Below are 23,320 nucleotides of genomic sequence, written 5' to 3'. Positions count from 1 at the left end.
GAGTTGTTTCCAGCTCTATTGCCGCAAACGGACAATCAACCGCGCCGGGTGAAACCTTTGCTGCCGGAAGAACCAGTTTGCCGTCGCGGGCAAGACTGCGCCAGCCTGAAAGATGGTTCGGACGCAACCCGTATCGCTGTGCCACCTGATTTACCGCCGCTCCAGCCTCAAGCGTTTCCGAGACAATCTGTGCCTTCAACTCATCTGGCCAACGGCGCTGCCCCTTGCCTTCAATCGTCGTAGATGCATTTGTGAGAAACTCCGTTGACATGTCCATGAGATACTCTTTGCTGATGAATAATCAGCATCTACATCTTCGATTGCTCTTATCAAGTTAAGGTGGGCTGCACGCAGCGCTTACATTTCTTCATTCTGTTTTTCAACTGGCTTTTCAGGTTTCGGTCGAGGTAACCAGAACTTCCGCCAATAATTGCACCCCGGGCTCACTAAATATTCCTATGTGTTCTCCCGGGATCTGCGTAACGTTTACGCCTCGTCGCGTGTAGATCGCCCAGCCCCAGTGATCGGGCATTTCATCGCTGACCATCGCTAGTGATTCTTTGGCGCAAATCAACTTAATGGCGCATTTTAGTTGATGTTGTGATGGTTGATATTGGTAAAATGCAAGGCCGTTGGCACGGTATGTTTTCACCAGCGCTTTGAGTTGCAATAAGGGATCATTTCCGCTGAACAACACTTGATCGGCGCCACTACTTCTGAGCCAATCCATCAAGGTCATGAAACAATAATTCAGATCGCCGCTGTCCTTAAGTCTTTGTATGCTTACTGGGAGTTGTTGGGTAACCAGACTTTGTAATAAATACGCAACGTCCAGCAGCCAGTCAATTTCGCGCCGATCCCAAATTTCCTTGCCACCTAATTTGCTATATTGACGGGTAGGTTGGTCAATCATGGTCAGGGAGGCAATTTTTTGGCCCTGTTGCTCCAATTTCACCGCTATTTCGAACGCCACTGCGGTTCCAAACGAGTGGCCGGCGAGCGCATAGGGCCCTTCGGGTTGTAGCTGGCGTATTACTTTAACGTGATGATCACTGAGCGCAGCTATCGTTTGGGGAATATCATCCAGGGTGTTCATACCAGGGGATGTTAGGCCATAAACGGCCCTTCCATGTCCAATATGGGCCGCCAGGGGCCGTAAGTAGCCAACGATACTTCCGGAACCGGGAAGCAGGTACAAAGGCGGCAGAACCGTTTTCGCGCTGCCATTGTCCAATCGGATGGCGGTTTGGACATCGACCAACCCGTTACACTCATCTGCTATATCGTGCAGCGCCTGAAAAAAGCCATCCGTCAACATGGTCATGGTTTGAGTTTTGAATTGTTTGTCACTGAAACTGAACGTCATGGTCAACTGCCCTTGGACAATTTGTCCATTTATTTCAATGAGGTAATCGCGCGGACCAATTTCACTCATCGCCTTGCCCTGGGGCTTGTCAGATAGCTTAAATAATCCGTCTTCCAGGTTTTGATCAAACTGCCCGAGATAATTAAACAGGATCTGACCTTGCGGTAAGTTTTGATCCTTTATCCAGCGCCTTATGCCGTAACCGACCCCTTCACTGGGGACTGCAACCCGTTGTTTATTGATACTTTTAAGCGATTGCGGTAAATCGCCGTCATCTGCCAATGAGAAAAGAATGCTATAAATTGAGGTAAACCAGCCGACACTTCGTGAGAGATCTATATCGTCTGAAATTTCGGCGCGGCCATGGCTTTCAAGATCGAGGAAATGGCTGGTTTGACCACACCATTTTTTTAACGACATCAGCACTGCACAAAGCAAAGCATCGACGATGGCAACGCCATGAACCTGCGGCAAACCGATGAGCAACTGCCGAGTAGTCTTGGCATCTACGACGACGGCACGGTGGCAGACGTCCTCCAGACGGCCGTCAGCATGCGGGGCGTCTAACCGAAGTCGGGGTGGTTGAAAATCGTTAAGTTTTTGCCAGTAATCCGCCGCACCATCGTCAAATTGCACCACACGCTCGGCCCAATGTTTAAATGACGTCGTTTTTGCAGGTAAGGTGATCGTTTGACCGTTTCGCACCTGGTAATATGCCGTTTGCAGATCTTCGAGTAAAATACGCCATGAAACGCCATCAACCACCAAATGATGGATGCAGCAAAACAGCAGGTTTTGCCGGGGTGTATGGAGCAGGACCATTCTCAGCAGGGGCCCCTGACCGAGATCAAGACTTTGTTGCCAGGTATCCAACCGCGCCAGCAAAGTCTGATGTTCATCGTCCACCAGATTTTCTTCATGCCATGGTATCGCTGTTGATAAAGGCAGGTGTTGTTGCTGCCATTGGCTATTTATCTGGTTAAAGCTTAGTCGCAGCGCATCATGATGTTCTATGATCGAGGCAAATGCCTGTTTCATCGCCCGGATATCCAGGTGGCCATTAACCTCCAGCAGTACCGCTTGGTTAAAATGCCAAGGTGCCAGGCTGTCATAGTTGAAAAATGCTCTTTGAACGGGCGTAAGTGGCACACTCCCGCTGATAAGTCCTTGTTCGGCCAGTGGTGTTTTGGCAGAGCCTAAAACCAGAGCCAGTGCCGCAATGTTTTGGTAACGGTACAGATCGCGCGGTGCCATTGACAACCCGGCCTGTCGTACGGCGGCAACAATCTGGATCAATAAAATCGAATCACCACCGCGTTCGAAAAAACTGTCATAAATGCCTATATCTTGCTGCTTCAAGACGCGTTGCCAGATGGTGACCAAAGTCCGTTCGACCTCGGTTCCGGGTTCCGCGTACCCTTTTGAAACAGACATTTCGGGATCTGGCAAAGCGTCTCGATCTATTTTCCCGTTGGCGGTCTGCGGAAAGGTATCAAGAATGGTTATCACCCCGGGCATCATATAACCGGGTAGTTTGGTGGCCAGGTATGCGTGCAATATTTCAGTACTGATCCGGGACCGATCCGGCACGGTCACATAAGCGCCCAAACTTTGACTGGCCTGGGTGTCATAAAGCTTCACGACGGCTTCTTTGACGTGATGATGGGAAGCCAACAGGGCTTCGATCTCGCCGAGCTCTATTCTAAAGCCCCGCAGTTTGATTTGCCTGTCAATACGGCCAAGGAATTCAATGCCCTGCTCGCCCCAGCGCACCAGGTCCCCGGTTTTATACAATCGTTGAGGTGTGCCAAAAATATCGACTTCAACAAACCGGTCTGCGGTCATTTCTGGTTGGTTCAGGTATTGTCGCGCTAAACCTACGCCGCCGATATAGAGCTCACCAGGAATACCCAAAGGCTGGTGTTGCCGTTGAGGATTGAGAATATAGGTCGTGTAGTTAGCCACCGGCAGACCAATGGGAACCGAGCCGGCACGATGCCGTTTTGTGTCATTCAAACGGTAAGCCGTGGCTCCTATTGTCGCCTCCGTCGGACCATAACCATTGACGACCAATGCAGCTTCAAGAAGCTGTTCGACATTGTTTAACTGAAGTGCTTCGCCACCGCTAAAAATCAGCCTGAGATGGGGCAGTTTTTCAACCTTCAGCCGTGACAACAATGTCGGGGTGGCGCCAAAAATGCTTATTTGATGCTCGGCGACAAACCTGGCAAAAGCATCCGGGTCCAGAATGACATCTCTCGCGGGGAGGTACAAGCTGCCGCCACAACAGATGATTGGTAATAACTCGCCGACCGAAACATCAAAACAGAATGATGCTTGCTGTAATACCCGGTCTTGAGCCGTAACATGATAGGTGCGGTTAAAGCCCACAATCATGTTAACCACACTGCGCTGCTCAATCATCACCCCTTTGGGTTTGCCGGTTGAACCCGAGGTGTAAATTACATATGCAAGATTTTCCGGGCCATTACGACGCGCGGGATTAGCGCTGTCATAAAGATCGGCACTGCGGTTGTCTATTTCGACAACGTCAATGTCGCGACAGGAGAACTGATCTCGCAGGCGTGACTGCGTGACCAGCAGTGCAATCCCCGAATCCTGGATCATATACGCCAGTCGGTCTTGCGGATAATCCGGGTCCAGCGGCAAATAACCTGCGCCTGTCTTGAATACCGCCAACATTGCAACGACCATATCGAGCGAGCGATGGACGCAGATACCGACCAAAGATTCCGGTCCGGCACCTTTGACGATCAAAGCATGGGCCAGACGATTGGCAGCTTTGTTGAGTTCATCATAGCTCATGTAACGTTGACTGATACCGCAATACACTGCCGTATCATCTGGGGTTTCGCGGACTTGCTGCTCGAACAGCCCCGCCACAGTCTGTTGTTGTGGAAAGGGTTGCCCGGTTTGATTGTATTGAATGATTTTCTGACGCTCTTCGGCCGTCAGCAAGTCAATGTTCGCTAACGGCTGGTCCGGGTTGGCAACAATAAAACCAAGCAGCTTTTCAAAGTGCTCATGCATTCTTGCAATGGTTTCAGGATTAAACAGTTCGCTGCTGTATTCCCAATTGAGCAGAAATTCGTCGTCGCTGGCAACCACGCTCAAAGTCAGTTCAAACTTGGTCTTTATCGGCTTGTCGGCTGATTCTTGCCCCAGGGCTTCCATCGAAATATCGCGAATGCCCATCCCGGGCAGATTAAAATTATTCTTCTGTCCGGTTTCCTGCCTGCAACCAAACATCACTTGAAACAAGGGTGAATGGCTTAAATCCCGGCTGGGATTAAGCTTCTCTACCAACATTTCAAATGGCATATCTTGATAGCGCTGAGCCATCAAAGTGGTTGACCGGACCTCGCTTAGTAACTGTGAAAAACTTTGGCTTGCATCGACACTGGTGCGCAGCACCAACGTATTGACAAACAAGCCGACCATTTCCTCACATTGATGATGTACCCGGTTGGCGACGGGCGCGCCCACCACGATATCGTCTTGGCCACTATAGCGGCTTAGCAATACGTTGAACGCTGCCAGCAGCGTCATAAACAGGGTGCTTTGATGACTGCTTGCCAGTTGTTCAACGGCCTTCCCCAATGCCTCGTCCAACCGGGTTTGTAGAAATTTGCCATCATAATTCATAACTGCTGGCCGGGGATGATCGGTTGGCAAGCTGATGAGCGCAGGAATACCCTTTAGCTGTTCACGCCAATAACCCAATTGACTCTCGAGCACGTCACCTTGCAACCAGTCTCGTTGCCATTTGGCAAAGTCACTGTATTGGGTCTCTGGCAACGGTATTGGCAGCGACGGCCTGATTTGTTTGGCATTGAGGCCGGCGTTATGTGCAATAGAATAAAAATGTGCCAGATCTTTCAGGAGAACATCAATAGACCCGCCATCACTGATGATATGGTGGATGTTAAACACCAGTATAAATTTGCCATTTTCTATTTTAAGCAAGTTCAAGCGAAACAGAGGGCCACAGGCCAAATCAAATGGTTGCTCTATTTTCTCTGCGACCCAAATCAGGGGGTCCTTCTCGGTTACGGTGCTAATAGTCAACGGGTCGTAGGCAGGGTTGACTTGCAGTCTTGCTTCTCCGCCTTCAGTCGGAAAACACATGCGCAAGCTTTCATGGCGCTCTACTAACCATTGTAGCGATTGACGCAAAGCAGCAATATCCAAATCACCTTCCAGTGAAAGTACCGCAGGGATATGATAACTGCTTGAATCACCACTGATTTGTAAAAGTGCCCACATGCGCTGTTGTGCGAAGGACAGTACTTTGGGCATGTCGGCGGGCTGCGCTTCTATGGCCGCCAAAGGATGGATGCGTTGTCGTTGCGTTAGATGTTTAGCCAAATCTTGTAATACAGGGTATTCAAATATCGTCGCTACCCGCAGTTCAATGCCAAAGCTTTCCCGGATGCGAAAAGCCAACTGGCTGGCCAGCAATGAATGCCCGCCGACTTCAAAGAAATCGCTGCGAATATCACGGACAAAACGACCCAGTACGTTCGACCACAACTGGCACAGCAACTGTTCGGTTTCGGTTTTTGCGTTACTGGCAAGGGCGCTGTCGTCTTCTCCCCACGCGCGTATCGGCAAAGCGCCTTTATTCACGTTTCCGTTGGCGCGGACCTGTGGACTGTTCAGGGCAACCCGGTCTCCAAACTCCATAACACCATTGAGGCCCCGCCGCGCACGATCATCATTCGGCGCAAAATGCAGGGATGCAAGAGCCAAAGGCGCCTCTGTCTTTGCCGTCGCGGCAAACTGGCCAAGCACATCACACAGAACATCAATCCACCGCGCAACCGTCGCTGGTGCAAAAAGATCCCCGTCATATTCCAGTCCGCCTTGCAGGCTTCCATCCACCGCTGGTACCAACGACAAGGTCAGGTCAAATTTCGCCTGACCCGATGGAACATCAACGCCTGCCAGTTCAACACTTTCCAGCTCAAGCTCTCCAAGCCGAAGATTCCCGCCCTCCTGGCTTTGCCATGCAAACATCACCTGGAATACCGGACTGTGCGACAGCGACCGCTCAACGCCAACCCGCTTCACAACACGTTCAAACGGGGCCGCCTCGTTTTCAAGGCCCTCGCGCACAAGGGCGCCCACTGCCGTCAGATAGCTCCCCAGATCTTCCGATGCACCCGGCGCAACACGCAGCGCAAGCGTGTTTACAAAGAACCCTAGCAACGCCTCACTGCCAACCTGCACACGCCCCGCACTCGGGCTCCCGATCACCACCTCGTCCTGGTTAGAAAGACGGCTCAGAACCAACCCGAACCCGGCAAGCACAACACCATAAAGCGTCGTCCCATGTCGAAGGGCAAGTGCCTCAAGACCCGAGCGAACCTCGGCAGGCACCACAACATCATGATACCTTGCGCCGCGCGACCGATCCGTTCGCCGTTCGTAATCCGTTGGAAGGGTCAAAACGGGCGGCGCGCCCGCAAGATGCCTCTCCCAATATCCAAGCGCACCTTCAAGGCCCCCGGCATCAAGCCATCCCCGTTGCCAGGCCGCCCAATCCGCAAACTGCCAGCTCAGCGGCGCGAGCACTGTAGCGGGATCCATGCCAGCCCCCGAATGGATAGCGCTATAAACCGCAGAGATCTCGTCGAAAAATACCGGAACCGAACTGCCATCAAACGAGCTGTGATCTGCAACAAGGCCCAACAGCGCCTCATCTGTCCCAATATGAATCACCAGCGCTCGCAGTCGCAAATTCCGTTCAAGATCAAACGGCCGCTGCCCAAACGCCGCAAGGCGCGTTATTGCTTCCGCCTCGGCGTTCGGTCCAAACCCGCGCAGATCACTTTCTTCCAGAACAGACCCAAAAGACCCGGGCGGCAGCACACGACCCTGCGGCATCCCCTCAGGTGCCTCAATCACCGTTCGCAGTACGGCATGCCGCTCAACAAGCGTCTCAAACGCACGCCGCAAAGCACCAACATTCAGTTTGCCCCGAAGACGCAAGCCCATCGCCATGTTGTACTGACTGTTTGCCTCCGCCTCCAGCTGCGCTAAAAACCACAGGCGTTCCTGACCAAGAGACAGCACTGCTTTGCCGTCCCCCTCAAACCCGGAACCCGCAACGACCGGACCGAGGTTCTCGGCCTTGGCCATGGCGACCTCACGTGCCAGCCCCCGCACAGTGGGATGCGCAAACACCGATCGCAGCGGCAGCTCAACCCCGCGTTCCGCGCGCACCCGTGCCACAAGCTGCATCGCAAGAAGTGAATGCCCCCCAAGGACGAAGAAGCTATCTGCGACCGAGACATGGCTCGCGCCCGTCAGGTCGCCAAAGAGCCGGCAGAGCAAAGCCTCGTCGGGTGTATTGGGTGCTTCATAGCCGGCACTCCCTGTCACCTCAGGTGCAGGCAGCGCCCGACGGTCCAGCTTGCCATTCGGGGTAAGCGGTAGAGCATCCATAACAACAAAGGCAGACGGCACCATATAGTCAGGAATTTTATCCTGTAGCCACCCCCGTAGCGTAAGCCGTGTTAATTGCCGGCCTTCCTTCGTGGTGACGTAAGCGGCCAAACGTTTATCGTTGTTTTCCTCAACCACGACAACTGCAGCAGTCTCGACCAGGGGATGTTTACAAAGAACCGCTTCAATCTCGCCGAGCTCTATTCTAAAACCGCGCAGTTTAACTTGGTTGTCGATGCGGCCAAGATATTCCAGGTTGCCATCGTTTAGCCACCGTACTTTATCACCACTTTTATAGACGCGCTGTGGCTGACCGTTCACCACCAGTTCAACAAATTTTTCCGCTGTCAAATCGGGATTGTTCAGATATCCCCTGGCAACGCCAACCCCGCCTATGCACAGCTCACCAGGGGAGCCTATCGGCAACAACTGCATGTCATCATTTACGACATACATTTGATAATTTGGTACCGGTTTCCCAATGGGGACTGCCCCTTTAGGGAAATTGTTATCAGAACCCAGACGATAAGCTGTGGCACCTATGGTCGTTTCTGTCGGGCCGTAGCCGTTAACAAGCTGAGCACGGGCGAGCAGTTGCGCCACATTGTTGAGCGCCAGTGCTTCACCACCACTAAAAATCAACCGCAATTTGGGCATTTCGTCCAGCCGCAGCCTGGATAACACCGACGGCGTGCCACCAAATATCGTTATTTGATGCTCCGAAAGAAAATCGGCATAAAGGTCTGGATCCAGGATGACCGATTTGGTCGTCATCACCAAAGTGCCGCCGCGACAGATGATGGGGAATATTTCACCAACAGAAACATCAAAAGAAAATGACGCCTGCTGCAACACGCGATCAGATTCAGTGGTTTTGTATATGTGATTGAAAGCATGGATTGTGTTGACAACGCTGAATTGGTTGATCATCACACCCTTTGGTTTGCCTGTCGATCCGGATGTATAGATCACATAGGCCAAATGATCCGCTGTACTGGCAATTGCAGGATTATCCGCCAAACATTGATCAATGGCGTCTTGATTTTCCAAAAGGTCCAATACGCGACCATTAATCTGGACGTGCGGGCCTTTACAGATCAGCAACTCGATACCGGCATCCTGTATGATGTATTCCAGACGCGCCGGGGGATATTGCGGATCAAGTGGCACATAAGCGCCGCCAGCCTTGAGGACGGCCAACACGGCCACTAACTGTTCAACAGAACGGTCGAGGCAAATGCCCACCAAGGTATCTGGTTTGATGCCATAAGTTTGCAGATAATGCGCGAGTTGATTGGACCGGCAATTGAGTTCAGCATAGGTCAATGACCATTGCTTTTGTTGTTCGTCAACAAAGAGCACGGCTGGATTATGCGGCGTAATTGCCACTTGTTTTTCGAACAGTTTGGCCACTGTCGCGTGTTTGGGGAAATCAAGAAAGGTTTCGTTCCATTCCGCCAACTGTCGAATTTGGCTTTGATCTAACAGGTCAAATTCGCTGATCCGCTGGAAAGGATTTTCGAGCACCTGTTGCAAAACGCCGCAATATCCCGTTTGGATACGGTCGATTTGTGCAGCATCAAAATAATTCAAATTGTACACAAAATCGATATCAACAGCTTTGTCGGAATCAATCTCTCGAACATACAGCATCAAAGGCGTTTGTTCGCAACCATGCGACAACACATTGGGCTTAACCGGCAGGGCGCCAAAGGTTTGGTGTTTGCTCTGTTCAAAGGAAACGCCAATATCAAACAATCGCTCAAAACCGGGATATTGCAGAGCTAGTTGACGATTAAGGTAACTCACCGGAAAGCGTTGGTGACGGTAATCCTGCCTTAAAGTGCTGCTGATTTCTTTTAACAATTCGACAAAAGATAATTCTCGACCAAAACTGAAGCGCACCGCATTGACGCCGGCAAATAGGCCCGATGTGCGTTTAAATGCAGCGTTACCACGGTTAAGCACTGGTATTCCCAGCACGAGTTCCTGGCTAGACGTCGTTCTTGTGAAATACAGATAAATCGCAGAAAGTAGTAAATGAAAAATAGAAAACTTTTGATCGATGGCGAAAGATTCGAGCCGGTTATAAAGGTCCCGGGGCAGCTTTAATGTTTGTTTTTGACTGGGTTTTAATTCAGATATCAACCGGTCATTTGATTGTTGAGAAAGCTCTCGCGGAATGAATATCGGCTCTGGTGGTTGAATAAATTTGTCGGACCAGTACTTCTGGTCTTTATGATAACGATTACTCGATAAATATTGGGCATCATCTGCGATAAAATCGCTGTAGGAAGGAAAATGTTCATCGCCAACAACGTCATGCTGAGACTCAGTGCGCCCTAAAGCATCATATAAAACCCCCAGTTGCTTATGCAGGAGTCCGATGCTCCAGCCGTCAGCAATCAAGTGATGGTAAACAGCCAGAAACCCGAATTTTTCCGGTGCCTCTTTAATCAATACAAAGCGAAACAGCGGCCTTTTTTCAAAATCATTGGCCGCAAGATCAAAAGGTTCAACAAATTCTTTCTGCAATTCGAATGAAATGTCTGCATGTGCACTAAGATCAATTAGTTTAATATTTACAATTAATGATTCTGCAAAATATTGTAACGGCGTTAAACCATGTGCAATATGAATTTGAATCCGCAGCGCGTCATGCTGCTCTACAAGTTTATTAACCGCAGCAGTGAAACGAAGGTGATCGAGTACAGTATCGACCTGAGTATAGCCGCCGATATGATAAACAGGTTCATCAGGGTTGAGCATTTGATCAAACCAAATATCATGCTGCACGCTTGTCAGCGGCAGTAATTTGATTTTTTGTGGAATTTCCATTGATATTTGCCTGTGATTGTCTGTTTTTTATCGTATTAAACGTGCTGATCCGGCTCATCCAGACTTGGAGCAATCCCATTCTAAAACTGTGGCGCCGCCGAGATGGCCCAATTCTGAAAATGGCCGTTTGCCTTGATACTCAAAATCACAATAATTTATTTGACCAATTATCTCGTACCCCAGTTGCATAATGGGCCGTTGCGAAGCCGGGCTTGTCGTAATGGTTGTAATCCTGAGGTAACCATTCTGCCGAGCTTGCGCCTGAGAACGGCGAATTAATGTCTTAAGGATACCGCGGCGCTGATAGTCAGGACTGACGCAGGCAATAAAAACGTATAATAACTGGCCTGATCGCTGCGCAAGTGGTGCGACATGTTGCTGATATAGCGAGTTGATCATCGCACTGATCGGCAGATAATTTTCACAGGAAGGACAAGAAGAAGTTGCGGACGAACGCTCCGCACAAACATCATTGGCGATTAAGGTTGCGATTATGATGCCGTCCTGGTTCTGTACAACCTGACAAAATCCTTGAGACAGGATCGGCGTTATCTCAAATGAAACCATATCCCGGAAATCTTGATAACTGATCCCCGCAATAGCTTCCAAAGGCTCATTGCAGAAGGTGGCAGATAGTAGATCAAGCACAATGCTCAGATCGGATACTGCCATCGGCCGATAAGTGAAGGTTTCTTCCACTATGCTTTCAGTCCTGTCAATCTCTCGAAACAGCTTCGTGCTATCGAGAACTCGTTTTTACGGAGCTACGGTGAAATAGCGATTATCCCTGCACCGATACCCATACCGGGCCGTTGGTTGTTGTCGTCCAGAGCCATTGTGTGGCGAACTCTTGCACCTCTTCAATGTTTTCAATGATGTATTGGTCTCGCAATTCATGCTCGACAGTTCGGTTATATCGCTCGTTACCCCGCTATTTGGCGATCTAATCGTTCTCATCTTTTAGCAGGCGCTAGTAGCGATAGCAGGTTTCACAGAACCTGAAGCCGACATCTGGCTGACGCAGGATTGACAGGATGTGTGCCGCTAAATCTGCTCAGCTTCATTGGCACCATTTTTGATGTTATATTGAGTGCGCATCGCCACATTACGATCTTCTCGCCATTGGGTTGCAGTTTGGCGCAACTCATCCAGCAACATCGAAAAATGTACAAGCGTGGTTTCGTGGTTCATAAATACGACACGTAAAGCCGTAATGCCGTCAATATTAACTTTAGAGATGAAAAACTTACCAGCTGCTTTTATGTCGTTTCGCAACCTTAGTTGGAAATCCGATAATTCAGCATCTGTTACCTGACTTGGACAATATCGAAAACACAGAATATTCGCTTCGGGTCGATGCAAAGCAGTGAAATCCGGTTGTTGTTCCAAAAAGTGATATGCTGAGTCGGTCAGTTCGCACAACAAATCAATTTTTTTCTCAAACAGGGCCTTTCCGTACATTACCCAGCAAACCCACAAGTTCATAATCAGTGGCCGTTTTGTGCATTCAAAATTTCCTTGCGCACTATCATACTCGGTATAAATATCGTCTTCTTTTTCAAAGACATAGCTGGCCTCCTGGTTAAATGCCAGTCGGCGTTTGTTACCTTCTTTGTAGAACAACAACGTGCACATTGCCGGCATAAATAGCATTTTGTGTGCATCCCAGGCAAAAGAGTCTGCTTTCTCAATGCCTTTCAGTTTATGTTTTCGCTGCTCTGACAAAAGCAAACTGCCGCCGTGGGCCGCATCAACATGCAACCAAATATTGCGCTTCTGACAAACCTCGGCCAGCTCCTCAATCGGGTCGAAGGCACAAACAGAGGTGGTGCCGCTTGTGGCGACCAAACAAAACACATCAAGCCCACGGGCCTTTGCCGCATCCAGAGTTGCACCGACTTTGGACAGATCAATGCAGCCTTTACCGTCGATTGGCAATTTGACCAATTGCGCCTCGCCGATGCCCATTATTCCGGCAGCCCGGCTGACACTGTAATGAGAATCGCCACTAACAGCGATTGCTGGACGCTCCTGGTTTTTCGTAACCGGAGCACCTTCAGCCCAAAACTGGGGATACCGGCTGTTGCGCGCCGTTAGCAATGCGGTGAGATTGGCCAAGGAGGCACCTGAGGTCGTCACTAAAGCAAAGTTATCGTCGGGATAGCCAATAAATCGATTTAATTCGTTTGCCATAATGCGCTCGGCAACACTGGGTAATTGAGCAGCTTCGTAAAAAGACGAAGGTTGATTAATAATAGAATTAACCAGATCAACGATCCCGGCCATGGGGATCACCCCGGAAAACTGACGCCCCATGTAACCGGGTGAGTGAACCTGAATCCCGGTTTTAATGTATAACTCTAATATGGCTTTGAGCTTTTCCTGACGGGCAGCAGAATGGGGCTCACCCAGGTCGGAGGTCATCAATTGCCTTGCTTCATGCATGATATGTTGAGGCTCTGTTAGCGCCAAACCACGGAGTGTATCGTCTGCCAGATAGATGCTCAAAGAACCCAGTGCGACTTCCACAACTTGAAGGAACTCTTCAACAGAGAAGACCTCACTCAATTCTATTGTTTTCGGGTCCTCCACTTTTAGAGTATCGATAGTTTTCAATGCGTCATTGTCGTCTATCGAGTGCATCGCAAGCATCTATTCGTTTCCTGACTTTGATCGTTTTTCCAGCACTTTTTTACGTGCCGCTGTCGCCAACATCCGTGCCATAAGCCCACCTATGGAACCGTTCGACGGAGCAGGCGTTGTGCTCTGCCCTCCAACGTTGGGTCCCATAGCATAGCGCGGAAAACTCGAATTAAAAACGTTCCAATTTTTAACGAGCAGAGTATTGAACCAGGGGTCTCGTGTCATTTCATCCACAGTTTGCCGTTAAAGGCCCCGATGAAGCCATTAACCGTCGGTTTGCCCGGGGTGGGGCGGGGGAAGTCCCATGTGACGTGCCCCTTGATGTTCGCAAACACAAGTGAAAACGATCAACCTTTCGGGAAATAACTTTAGGTTTAACTGGCATGTCGTTCGAGTTCAGGTCAATAAGAGATGATCGGAGAAGCATGTCACAGTTCACTTTTCCGATTTTTCAATATGACGTATGAAGCGATCTGTACCTCTCGCTTTCACAAAACTTACAGCCACCGGCAAGAGAAATATAAAATGAACGCTGCTCAATTGGCCTGCTGGACGAAAACAGTGATTGACGACAGCGAAATGCAGCCCCAATCCATAGATGATGTGCTCTGCCTTCCTGATTTTATGAGCAAGATAAAAGCGAGTGAACAGCTTTTCGGGCGCGCATTCTCACAACTCGACGGCGCAATTCAGACCGCTCTCGTTCAGCGTCGCGCGATGCAATTGGTGCAAATACTTCGGGTCAACCCGTTGTGGCAGGAAAGATTATGCCAAGCCGGGATCAAGGGGAAACTTGAAAGTTTTGATGAATGGCAAAATTTGCCAATTATGGAGCGCGAAGACCTCGAAGAATTTTATATGGGCCAGCGTTCTGGCATGGTTGTCCCTTTACGTCATGGTCATTTTCAAATCATTGCAAGCGGTGGCACCAGCGGTGGACTGCCAATAGAGACTGTGTATTCTCTCTCCGAGTTGCGAGACACTTATGCCCTTGCGGGCAGTTTTTTCGACCGGCATATTCTGCCTGCTTATTTAACATCAGCAGATCCCAAATGGATGATCACCACGTTGAGTGATTATGAAATGTGGAGCAGTGGATCAATGTTGGGGGGAGTGTTGCAGAATATTCCCAGCGTCAACTTTATCCATGCCGGTCCAATGAGCCCGCCAATTTTTGATCATCTGATGAACTTTGCCGGGCCAAAGGCCATACTTGGTATGGCGCGTGAAATTTCAGGCTTGGTTGAACTGGGTAAACATCTTGGTGACGATGCTCGTGAGAGTTTTAAATTGGCGTTCTATGGCAGCGGTATTTTGCAACCAAAGCAGCAGGACAGGCTCAAGGAGTTTTATCCAAAGTTGCAAATCTTAAGCTATTTCGCTTCCAATCAGGCGGAAGCTATTGGTATCGAAATCAAACCAAACTCGCCTTTGGCCGCCGTTCCGGGCTTACATTTGATCGAAATTGTCGATCAACAGGGGCGGTGGGTCGCACAAGGTGAAGAAGGCGAACTCGTTATCACCCGTCTGCACGCCCAGCATGCCCCTATTCTGCGAATGAAATTAGGGGACAGAATGGTCCGCCGTGCACCGCTTGCCTGTGATGACCTGTCGGCTGAATGCTTTGATTTCGCGGGACGCAGTAGCGACATCATTCATTTGGGTGAATCCCATTATGCAGCGAAACTGGTTTTAAAAAATATTGGTGAAAAACTGATGAGCTACAGCGGTTGGTCGTTGCCGTTAAGTGCATATGAAATACAATTTCAAAATAATCGTAGAGATAAAGTACTTTCTCTAATTGTGAGTTCCGATGATCTCCCGGAAATTGCATTGCATAACAACAATAGCCAAATGCCAATGAGTAATGATGAAATCCGGGCCCTGTTTGTGACAGCACTACGTGCTGCTCTGTCATTATTTGATCAAACAGACCAACAATTTTCATCGCTGAAATCCAGTGATTATCAATTCAATATTGAAGTGGTGCCGCGAGGCTCGGACAAATTTTATCGCACCGGGGTAAACAAAACACCGTTAATCAAAGATTATTTCGGATGAGCCACCTGTTTTTCTATGCCGTTGATATGTAGCAATATTAATGAATTGATGTGTTTATTAAAAGCTGCTCTTAGCCCGATGGAAAAGGTCCACCGGGGCTTTGAGGTCTTTCAGATGTCAGATTTCTCGTCTACGAGATAAAAACGGAAAACGATCATTTCCACTTTTTCCGGGAGAGTTCCTGTCGTGCTTCACACCAAACCAGATGGCGTAAAGCGCAGGAAGAAAGAGAAGAATGAGGACGGTGCCGATCGCGGTGCCACCGATCAGAGTGTATGCCATCGAGCCCCAGAATACGGAATGTGTCAGGGGAATGAAGGCGAATACGGCGGCCAGAGCTGTCAGGATAACCGGGCGTGCCCGTTGGACTGTTGCTTCGACCAGCGCGTCGAAAGGTGACATGCCGGCCCTTTTATTGTCACTGATTTGTCCCATCAAAATGAGCGTATTCCGCATGAGGATACCGGCAAGGCCGATTAATCCCAGAATGGCGTTAAAGCCGAACGGTTGATGGAAAATCAGAAGTGCCGAAACAGCCCCTACCAAGCCAAGGGGGGCAGTCAGAATAACCATCAACATGCCCGGGATCGAGCGGACCTGAAAAATAGTCACGATAAGCATTAGTATAATCATAATCGGGAAAATGGCGGATAGCGCCTTGTTGGCTTTGACCGAATTCTCGATCGATCCGCCAAGCTCGATATGATAGCCCGCCGGTAGATCGGTAATGATGGGTTGCAAAGCCTTTAGCACGGCAAGAGAAACTTCTGGAGGTTGTGTGGTTTTGGAAATGTCCCCGCGAACCGTAATGGTTGGTATGCGGTCGCGACGCCGCATTACCGGATCTTCCATTTGTATTGTGGCATGGCCGATCTGATCAAGGGGAATGATCTTGCCGCTCTTGCTGGTCAGGGTGAAATCGGAAAGTTTGCTTGGGTCGAGGCGATCAGGGCCTGAACTTCGGGCAACGACATCGACGGTTCGAATGTTTTCACGCACCTGCGTGACGGTAATCCCCGACAACAGAAATTGTAATTGCCTGGCGGCGTCGTTTGGAGAAAGCCCAATTTGACGCAAGCGGTCCTGGTCAAAGGAGAAATGCACGGTTGGGGCACGCTGTCCCCAATCCTGATTAATCAAGCGCATATCGGAATTGCTGCGCATTGTGCGCTCCACCTTGTTGGCGAGGGCATGCAGAACGGTTAAATCCGGTCCCGAGACGCGGAATTCAACCGGAAACTGTGCATACGGACCAAAAACAAGCTGGGTGACGCGCAGACGTGCCTCGGGGGCAAGCCCGTTGGCAATTACCTCTTGCAGATTGTGTTTCAGGTGATCCCGAGCCTCGGCATTCGGCGTTAAAATGACGATTTTAGCAAAAGACGGGTCTGGTAGCTCAGGGTTATAAGACAGGAAAAAGCGTGGCGCGCCCTGACCTATGTAGCTTGTGACGATGTCCGCTTCGGGTTGCTTCTTTAGCCATTTTTCAACTTTGGCAGTTGCGGTACTCGTCGCTTTGATTGAGGTTCCTTCAGGCAGCTGAACATCGACAAAAAGTTCGGGACGGTCCGATGTCGGGAAGAATTGCTTTTTAACAAAACCCATGCCGACCCCGGAGGCAATGAAGATTGCGAGTGTCAGCGTTGCGACCAGAAATTTATGCCGGACTGCCCATTGCACTACTGCGCGCAAACGGCGGTAATTCTTCGTGTCATATATTGCGGCATGTCCGCCTTCGACAGTTTTGATCTTTGGTAGCAATTTTACGCCAAGATAGGGCGTGAACGTCACGGCGACCAACCAGGAAACAATCAGGGAAAATCCGACGATCCAGAAAATATTCCCGGCATATTCCCCCGCTGTGGAACGGGCGAATCCCACCGGCATCAATCCGATAATCGTCAGTAATGTTCCCGAAAGCATGGGGCCGGCTGTGTGGCTCCAGGCATAGGCCGCAGCGTGCACGCGCTCCATACCTTCTTCCATTTTCACCACCATCATTTCAATCGCGATAATGGCGTCGTCAACCAGAAGGCCCAGCGATAGAATTAGGGCCCCCAATGTGACTCTGTCGAAAAACCTGTCCGTCGCAAGCATGACAACGAAAACGCCCGCCAGTGTAAGTGGGACGGCTGCGGCAACAATGATGCCGACGCGCAACCCAAGGCTCAGCAGGCTGACCACCAGAACGACGAGCAGGGCGGCAAAGAATTTAATCATAAATTCGTCGACGGACGACGAGATATTGACCGATTGATCGGTGATTTTCGAAAGCGCAATACCGGCGGGCAATCCGTCAGAAATATTGGTGGTTTTGTTTTGCAGGGCGGTGCCAAGATCAAGGCCGTTCCAGCCTTCTTTCATAACGATGCCCAAAACCAGAGACGGCTGCCCCTGATGGCGGATTTCAAAGGTGGCGGGGTCTTGGTATCCCCGATGAACCGATGCAATGTCCGACAGTTTCAGCGTTCTGCCATTGGCTTCGATCGGGGTGTCCGAGATTTTATCGAGATCATTATAAGCGCCGTCAAGACGCAGGAAAATTTGCGGGCCGTTGCTGTCGATCGACCCGGCGGGGGTGACGGTGTTTTGCACCTGCAGGGCACTGAAAATGTTTTCAGGGGAAATTCCCAAATTGGCAAGTCGCGCCTGCGATAGCTCGATGAAAATGCGTTCAGGTTGCTCGCCAAGAATATTGACTTTTTTCACGCCGGGAACATGCAACATTTCCTGACGAACTTTTTCGGCCTCTCTTACCAGGAAACGATGTGGCAAGCCGGGTGCTTTAAGGGCATAAAGTGCGAAAATTACATCTGAATATTCATCGTTAATGAAGGGTCCCATTACGCCGGTGGGGAGGTTCCTTGCTTCGTCCCCCAGTTTCTTGCGGGCCTGATAAAATTGGTTCTCGACATCTCGTGGCGGCATGTTGTCCTTAAGGCTCAATCGCATAAAGGCGACGCCCGGACGTGCGATGGTTTCGACGTGATCGTACCAGCGCAGTTCTTGCATCCTTTTTTCCAGTGGCTCTGCCACCAGGTCCTGCATCTCCTTCGCGGTCGCGCCGGGCCAGGCGGTTGTTACCGTCAGAACCTTGACTGTAAAGGTTGGATCTTCCGCGCGGCCGAGCTTTAGAAAGGCAACTGTTCCCGAGACGATAATCGCCACAATCAGAAAAAGGGTTACCGCGCGTTCGCGGACAGCCAGCGCAGACAAATTGAGATTAGTCATTCGCGGCAACCTTTTCCTGATTGAAACGAATTGTTTCGCCTTCATGAAGGGTGTGTGCTCCAAGGGCGACAATCATAGTTCCGTTGGCAAGGCCGGTGACAAAGGCGTCCTCTGCGCCAAGCCCTTGCAAAATAATGTTTTTAAATGATATCTTCATGGATTTCTTGTCGATGATCCAGACGCCGGTTCTTTCACCATCGTCGTAAATTGCCCCCAAGGGAATCTTCGAGACAGGCTGACTTGAAGTATTTTTAAGCCAGACCCTGATCGTCGCCCCAAGCGGTGCGGTTGACGTATCACCGCTTAGTACGTAACGGGCTTCGTAGGTTCGGCTGATGGGGTCTGCCGCGTCCGAAAGCTGTCGTAGCTTGACCTGAATTGTGGTTTGGCTCCCATAAAGTTGTGCCATAGCCATGGACCCAATGTCTGGCCGCAAGGTTTCTGGCAAATGCAGAAGGGCCTCCCTTGGGCCACGTTCGGCCAACTCAATAACCGTTTGTCCCGCGGTAACAACTTGTCCCGGCTCGGCGAGAGTATTTACAACGGTTCCGTCGACATCGGCATGCAGAACGGAGTAATTTACCTCGTTTTGGGATACGGCGGCTTCGGCTTCGGCAGCCGAGAGTTTGGCATTGGCGGAATCAAGCTGAGCGACAATTTGGTCGTATTTTTGCTGGGTAGCCCAGCCATCTTTTGCCAGTTTACGGTATCGCACCTCGTCCGCTCTGGCCTGAACAGCGAGAGCCCTGGCTGCTGCGACGGTTTTTTGTTTGGCGACAAGTTGTAATTTCAGGTCTTTTGCGTCGAGCTGCATCATGGCTTGGCCGCGGGTGACTTTTTCACCAGCGTCGACAAAACGTTTGACGATCTTGCCCGATACGCGAAAGCCCAGATTGCTTTGGACACGAGCAGCAACGAGGCCGGTAAACCCTCGCGCCGCAGTTTCGGCCGGCGTGACAACTGCTGTTCGGACCAGCGTTGATTCTACGTGCGAGCTTTCCGGCCCCGCAGCCGACGCACGGTTGCAAAACAACACCGCGGCAACAGCGGTTGCTATCAAAAAGCGTGATATTTTTTTCATAAAGGGAATTCTCATCTGTCGGCGGTAAAAAAGAGGAAGATACTTTTTCTGTAATGCACCATGAGTAGGCCGTGATGATTTCATCGGTGCTTCGGTCCCCTCCCGCCAAATACATTGATATCAATGTATTTGGCGGGACAAGAACTAGCCCGAGGCGAGTTTCTCCAGTTCCTGATGCAGGTTTTCACCGCGAAAATCGCTCATACGAGTATTAATCTTTCGGTTAAGCTTGCGCCAGTGTGGCAGGGCCTCTACAACTAAATCTCTGCCCTGCTTAGTCAGGCCGACCAGTTTGACGCGGCGATCCGTGTTGCTGCGTTGGACTTGAAGGAATTCCCGACGTTCAAGCAGCTTGAGATTTGACGATAATGTCGTTTGGTCAATATCGAGTAGTTCAGCCAGCGCACCAATTGCTTTTGGCTCGGAATGTCCTACCGCTACAAGCAGCGAAAATTGCCAGTTGTTAATCCCAAGGTCGCGGAAGGCCTCGTCGAACTGACGGGCGACGACACGCGCCGCGCGCTGTACTGCCATACAAATACAGGTCGATCCTATTTCTTCTGCGATATCTCGAAGGTAAGGGTCAATGTTTTCCATACAGGATTAATATTGATATCAATGTATTTTGTCAACCCCATTTTGGATGAAACACAAGATGGCAGGTTTGCTATCAGCGAAGATGGGCCTGAAGGCTGCGCATACCACGACCAGTTCGCTGGCCCAAAAGAGTACCCAACGTGGCACCCTCAATGTAGTCCACTTCGGCGGCTGCGGAATTGAAGTCCAGCCCGCCCTGCAGGAGAGACAGGGCTGTGTTCAACACGCAAGTTCTGGGAGTAAAAGAGCGGCGACCTCCCCAATATTGCCTGGCACCAACGCTACAGTGAACGCGCACTCGTGCTCAAAGCAGCGTGTAGCGAAAAGCCTTCCTTCAGGTGTTCATGTGTTCTTCGCTCGAACCGCAATACAAGCGGGTCAGCCTGCGCGAGATGATTGGGAATGACATATTGTGCTCCGCCATACCAATGATCGATGATTTTTTGTTTAGTGTAGAGAAATATTGGAGATATTTTATATCGGTTCTGTTTAAAAAATTGTGATTCACATTAATATAAAATAATAAAAAGTAATATTTACGTGATGTTTTCCGAGGTTAGGGTTTCTTGTTTCGGGGGGAAATGGCGGGGAGTTGGCGTAATATTTTAGTGAGTCGTACCGCGACTTCTCGACCTGCCCGATTTAGGGGCTTTTCTCGCCCGGTGACCAGCACGACATGGCGGTTTATAAAAGGGTTGCGAATCACACTGCTACAAAATAAGCCTTGTTGCTGTTCAGCGGCAATCGTATGTGGTGCTTTGATCATGAAACATCCGCACCGTGCTGCCAGTTCCTTTTGGACGATTGTAGAATCAGCGTTTGCAATGACATTTAATCGGACTTTCATTCGACGCGCGATATTGTCGACGATGACGCGCAACCCATTGGTATGTGCAGGTAGGACAAGAGAGAATTCAGATAATTGTTCAAAATCTATTTCTTCGGGAAGGTTCCAGTCTTTTGATAAACCTGCCAGAACTAACTGTGACTCAAGTAAGAATTCCGTCTTGTCGTATAAACCCTCACGATATTTACTATAAATTCCAATATCGATAGTGCCTTCTGCTAACCATCTCTCAATTTGATCGCTAAATCCTTCGTAGATTTGTAGTTTGATACCAGGAAGGTCGGTCCTTAATTCATTGACAAGTTCGGAGACTGTTGGACCCACTATTGAAGGGGGTAAACCGACAGCGACATCTCCGCTTGGAAGGCGGCTGTGCGCTTTGATATCTTCGGTAATTTGTTCGGCTTCACGTAAAAGAAATCGTGCACGGGAAACGGCTTCCGTCCCCAGCTCCGACAAGGTAACACCCCGGCCGGTTCTGTAGAATAAGGAGCCGTCCCACTCCGCTTCGAGTTCACCAATGATGCGACTAACTGTAGGTTGCGTTAGCCCGAGGGACACTGCTGCTTTGCTGAAGCTCCTCATATCTGATGCGCGGACAAATACCCGCAATGCTGCGAGATCCATTATTTTCCTATTCGTGAAATGAATATCCGATATATATAACATATACTGGACGAATGACGGAAGAGCGGATTAGGATTTTATCTGCCGCACTTCGCGAAAGTCCTCCGCAAGAGAGGAAGTTGGGCGGCGACCAATTTCATTGGGAGGAAAACCAAATGTTTCTACGAAAAATACCTTGCGCCACCATTGTTGCTGGCGTTGCAGTGTGCCTGCTTTCATTGCCAGCCATGGCCCAAGTTAAAACAGTTCGTTTTTTGCATAACGAGACTGACCCACCCAGCATCGAATTTTACAATAAAGCGATCAACGAATTCGAGGCTCAAAACCCCGACATTAAAATCGCGATGGAGGCCGTTAGCACCGACGGCCGTCTGCAAAAGGTCCTGGCGGCTGTCAACAGCAAAACGATGCCGGAAATTTTCAAGATTCTGCCAGAAGAACGCTTTTTGTTTGCCAATAAGGGGTATCTGGTACCGCTTGATGACATGATTGATGAAATCGGGCGTGATGACTATCTCCCGGGTTCCCTGGTGCCGGTGGACGGCAAAGTCTATGACGTTCCCTATTCTCTAGGGAATTTCAGTGTTCTTTGGCAACGTGATGACTTGTTGAAAGCTAAGGGGTTATCGACCCCGAAAAACTGGACCGATCTGGAAGCGGATGCAAAAGCCTTAACGGGAGATGGTAATTACGGTTTTATTTTCCCGGCCGGGAAAAACCGGATGACCAGTATTTTCCTTTCACATCTGATATGGAGCGCCGGGGGAACCTATTTTGACAAGGATCTGAACGTTACCTTCGATAATCCCGGTACGATCAAGGCCTTGGCCTTTCTTAAAAGGATGGCACAATATTCCCCTAAAGGCATTGGTTCGTATTCCTATGGCGATATGATCAATGTCTATATGACCGGTAAAGTCGGGCTCGATATTTATGCATCCCGCCTGATAGCCAACGCGGCATTAACCACACCAAAGTTGTTTGACGAAACCAGTGCTGCTGCACTGCCAGCCGGGCCCAGTGGTGTTGGCGTCAAATTCGTTAATGCCAATAGCTTTGCGCTTTCTTCCGAGGCCGTAGGGGCGAAAAACATTGACGCGGCGCGCAAATTTCTAAAATTCATCGTTTCAGGTGATCGTTTGAAAGAGTTTTCACTAACGGTTCACCCGCATCTGATCCCGCCTCTTAAAGACGTACAGGAAGAGGTCATAAAAGACGGTGCGGCCAGCTTGAAGGGGCGCGAAGAAATTGCCCGTATCGCCTTTGATACGTCAAATTCGCTAGATTTTGAATCTGAAGCAGGTGCGCAGTTTAAGGATGGTAAAGTTATTCGGTCGGGTGTGATCAATCCCTATATCGGATCAATTGTTGCCCGTGGCATTCCGGCCGAAGTTGTTCAGCGCGTCGTTTTCCAGGACGAGACCCCGGAAGACGCCGCTGCGTGGGGCCAGAAACGCATGCAAGATATTGTAGATAATCTCAAAAAATAAAATGCAACGATACCAGTCCGCGTGCGCACAGGCGTATGTCTGTCCACGCGGACTTTTCTTCAGGAGAG

Annotated in this window: 10 protein-coding genes and 1 pseudogene; 2 read left to right on the top strand and 9 right to left on the bottom strand. The window is 49.9% G+C overall.

Annotation, left to right across the window (positions count from 1 at the left end; translation table 11 throughout):
- The 5 genes and pseudogenes from TMES_RS19650 to TMES_RS19635 form a co-directional block, all read right to left on the bottom strand.
- The coding region (locus TMES_RS19650) for a transposase (protein WP_143589744.1) at positions 1–277 on the bottom strand (277 nt) is incomplete at its 3' end.
- Positions 278–391: 114 nt separating this feature from the next.
- Complete coding sequence (locus TMES_RS19645; RefSeq protein ID WP_085585741.1) at positions 392–10,675, bottom strand: non-ribosomal peptide synthetase; 10,284 nt, start codon at positions 10,673–10,675, stop codon at positions 392–394.
- A gap of 54 nt (positions 10,676–10,729) precedes the next feature.
- Positions 10,730–11,374 carry a GNAT family N-acetyltransferase gene (locus TMES_RS19640; RefSeq protein WP_085585739.1) on the bottom strand — a complete coding sequence of 215 codons (645 nt, stop codon included), beginning with the start codon at positions 11,372–11,374 and terminating at the stop codon, positions 10,730–10,732.
- A 65-nt stretch (positions 11,375–11,439) separates the two neighbouring features.
- Positions 11,440–11,597 (bottom strand): annotated as a pseudogene (locus TMES_RS23505) (integrase core domain-containing protein); the annotation flags it as partial.
- 122 nt (positions 11,598–11,719) lie between these two features.
- A complete protein-coding gene (locus tag TMES_RS19635) occupies positions 11,720–13,327 on the bottom strand; it encodes a pyridoxal phosphate-dependent decarboxylase family protein (protein ID WP_085585737.1) in 1,608 nt (535 codons plus the stop codon).
- Positions 13,328–13,843: 516 nt separating this feature from the next.
- On the opposite strand from TMES_RS19635, the gene TMES_RS19630 reads away from it, so the two are divergent.
- Positions 13,844–15,379: a phenylacetate--CoA ligase family protein gene (locus TMES_RS19630; RefSeq protein WP_143589743.1), complete on the top strand. Its 1,536-nt coding sequence runs from the start codon at positions 13,844–13,846 to the stop codon at positions 15,377–15,379.
- A gap of 117 nt (positions 15,380–15,496) precedes the next feature.
- On the opposite strand, the gene TMES_RS19625 is transcribed toward TMES_RS19630, so the two are convergent.
- From TMES_RS19625 to TMES_RS19610, 4 genes are all read right to left on the bottom strand, one after another.
- Positions 15,497–18,610 carry an efflux RND transporter permease subunit gene (locus TMES_RS19625; protein ID WP_085585733.1) on the bottom strand — a complete coding sequence of 1,038 codons (3,114 nt, stop codon included), beginning with the start codon at positions 18,608–18,610 and terminating at the stop codon, positions 15,497–15,499.
- Positions 18,603–19,775 (bottom strand): efflux RND transporter periplasmic adaptor subunit, encoded by a 1,173-nt coding sequence (locus TMES_RS19620; protein WP_211275968.1) that lies wholly within the window; start codon positions 19,773–19,775, stop codon positions 18,603–18,605. Before TMES_RS19620 ends, TMES_RS19625 begins: the two co-directional genes overlap by 8 nt.
- 60 nt (positions 19,776–19,835) lie before the next feature.
- Entirely contained in the window at positions 19,836–20,225 is a 390-nt protein-coding gene (locus tag TMES_RS19615; RefSeq protein WP_158091279.1) for a MarR family winged helix-turn-helix transcriptional regulator, read from the bottom strand.
- A 619-nt stretch (positions 20,226–20,844) separates the two neighbouring features.
- Positions 20,845–21,762, bottom strand: a complete 918-nt coding sequence (locus tag TMES_RS19610) for a LysR family transcriptional regulator (protein ID WP_158091278.1) — start codon at positions 21,760–21,762, stop codon at positions 20,845–20,847.
- Positions 21,763–21,815: 53 nt separating this feature from the next.
- On the opposite strand from TMES_RS19610, the gene TMES_RS19605 reads away from it, so the two are divergent.
- A complete protein-coding gene (locus TMES_RS19605) occupies positions 21,816–23,252 on the top strand; it encodes an ABC transporter substrate-binding protein (protein ID WP_085585727.1) in 1,437 nt (478 codons plus the stop codon).
- The last annotated feature ends 68 nt before the right edge of the window (positions 23,253–23,320 follow it).

It is taken from the genome of Thalassospira mesophila (assembly GCF_002115755.1).
In the GTDB taxonomy this organism is placed as follows: Bacteria; Pseudomonadota; Alphaproteobacteria; order Rhodospirillales; family Thalassospiraceae; genus Thalassospira; species Thalassospira mesophila.
This window is presented reverse-complemented; position numbering and strand designations above follow the sequence as displayed.

Coding starts and splice junctions, on each gene's coding strand:
- TMES_RS19645 (WP_085585741.1), bottom strand. CDS start 10,675: ATGGAAATTCCACAAAAAATCAAATTACTGCCGCTGACAAGCGTGCAG.
- TMES_RS19635 (WP_085585737.1), bottom strand. CDS start 13,327: ATGCTTGCGATGCACTCGATAGACGACAATGACGCATTGAAAACTATC.
- TMES_RS19630 (WP_143589743.1), top strand. CDS start 13,844: ATGAACGCTGCTCAATTGGCCTGCTGGACGAAAACAGTGATTGACGAC.
- TMES_RS19625 (WP_085585733.1), bottom strand. CDS start 18,610: ATGACTAATCTCAATTTGTCTGCGCTGGCTGTCCGCGAACGCGCGGTA.
- TMES_RS19620 (WP_211275968.1), bottom strand. CDS start 19,775: ATGAAATCATCACGGCCTACTCATGGTGCATTACAGAAAAAGTATCTT.
- TMES_RS19615 (WP_158091279.1), bottom strand. CDS start 20,225: ATGGCAGTACAGCGCGCGGCGCGTGTCGTCGCCCGTCAGTTCGACGAG.
- TMES_RS19610 (WP_158091278.1), bottom strand. CDS start 21,762: ATGGATCTCGCAGCATTGCGGGTATTTGTCCGCGCATCAGATATGAGG.
- TMES_RS19605 (WP_085585727.1), top strand. CDS start 21,816: ATGACGGAAGAGCGGATTAGGATTTTATCTGCCGCACTTCGCGAAAGT.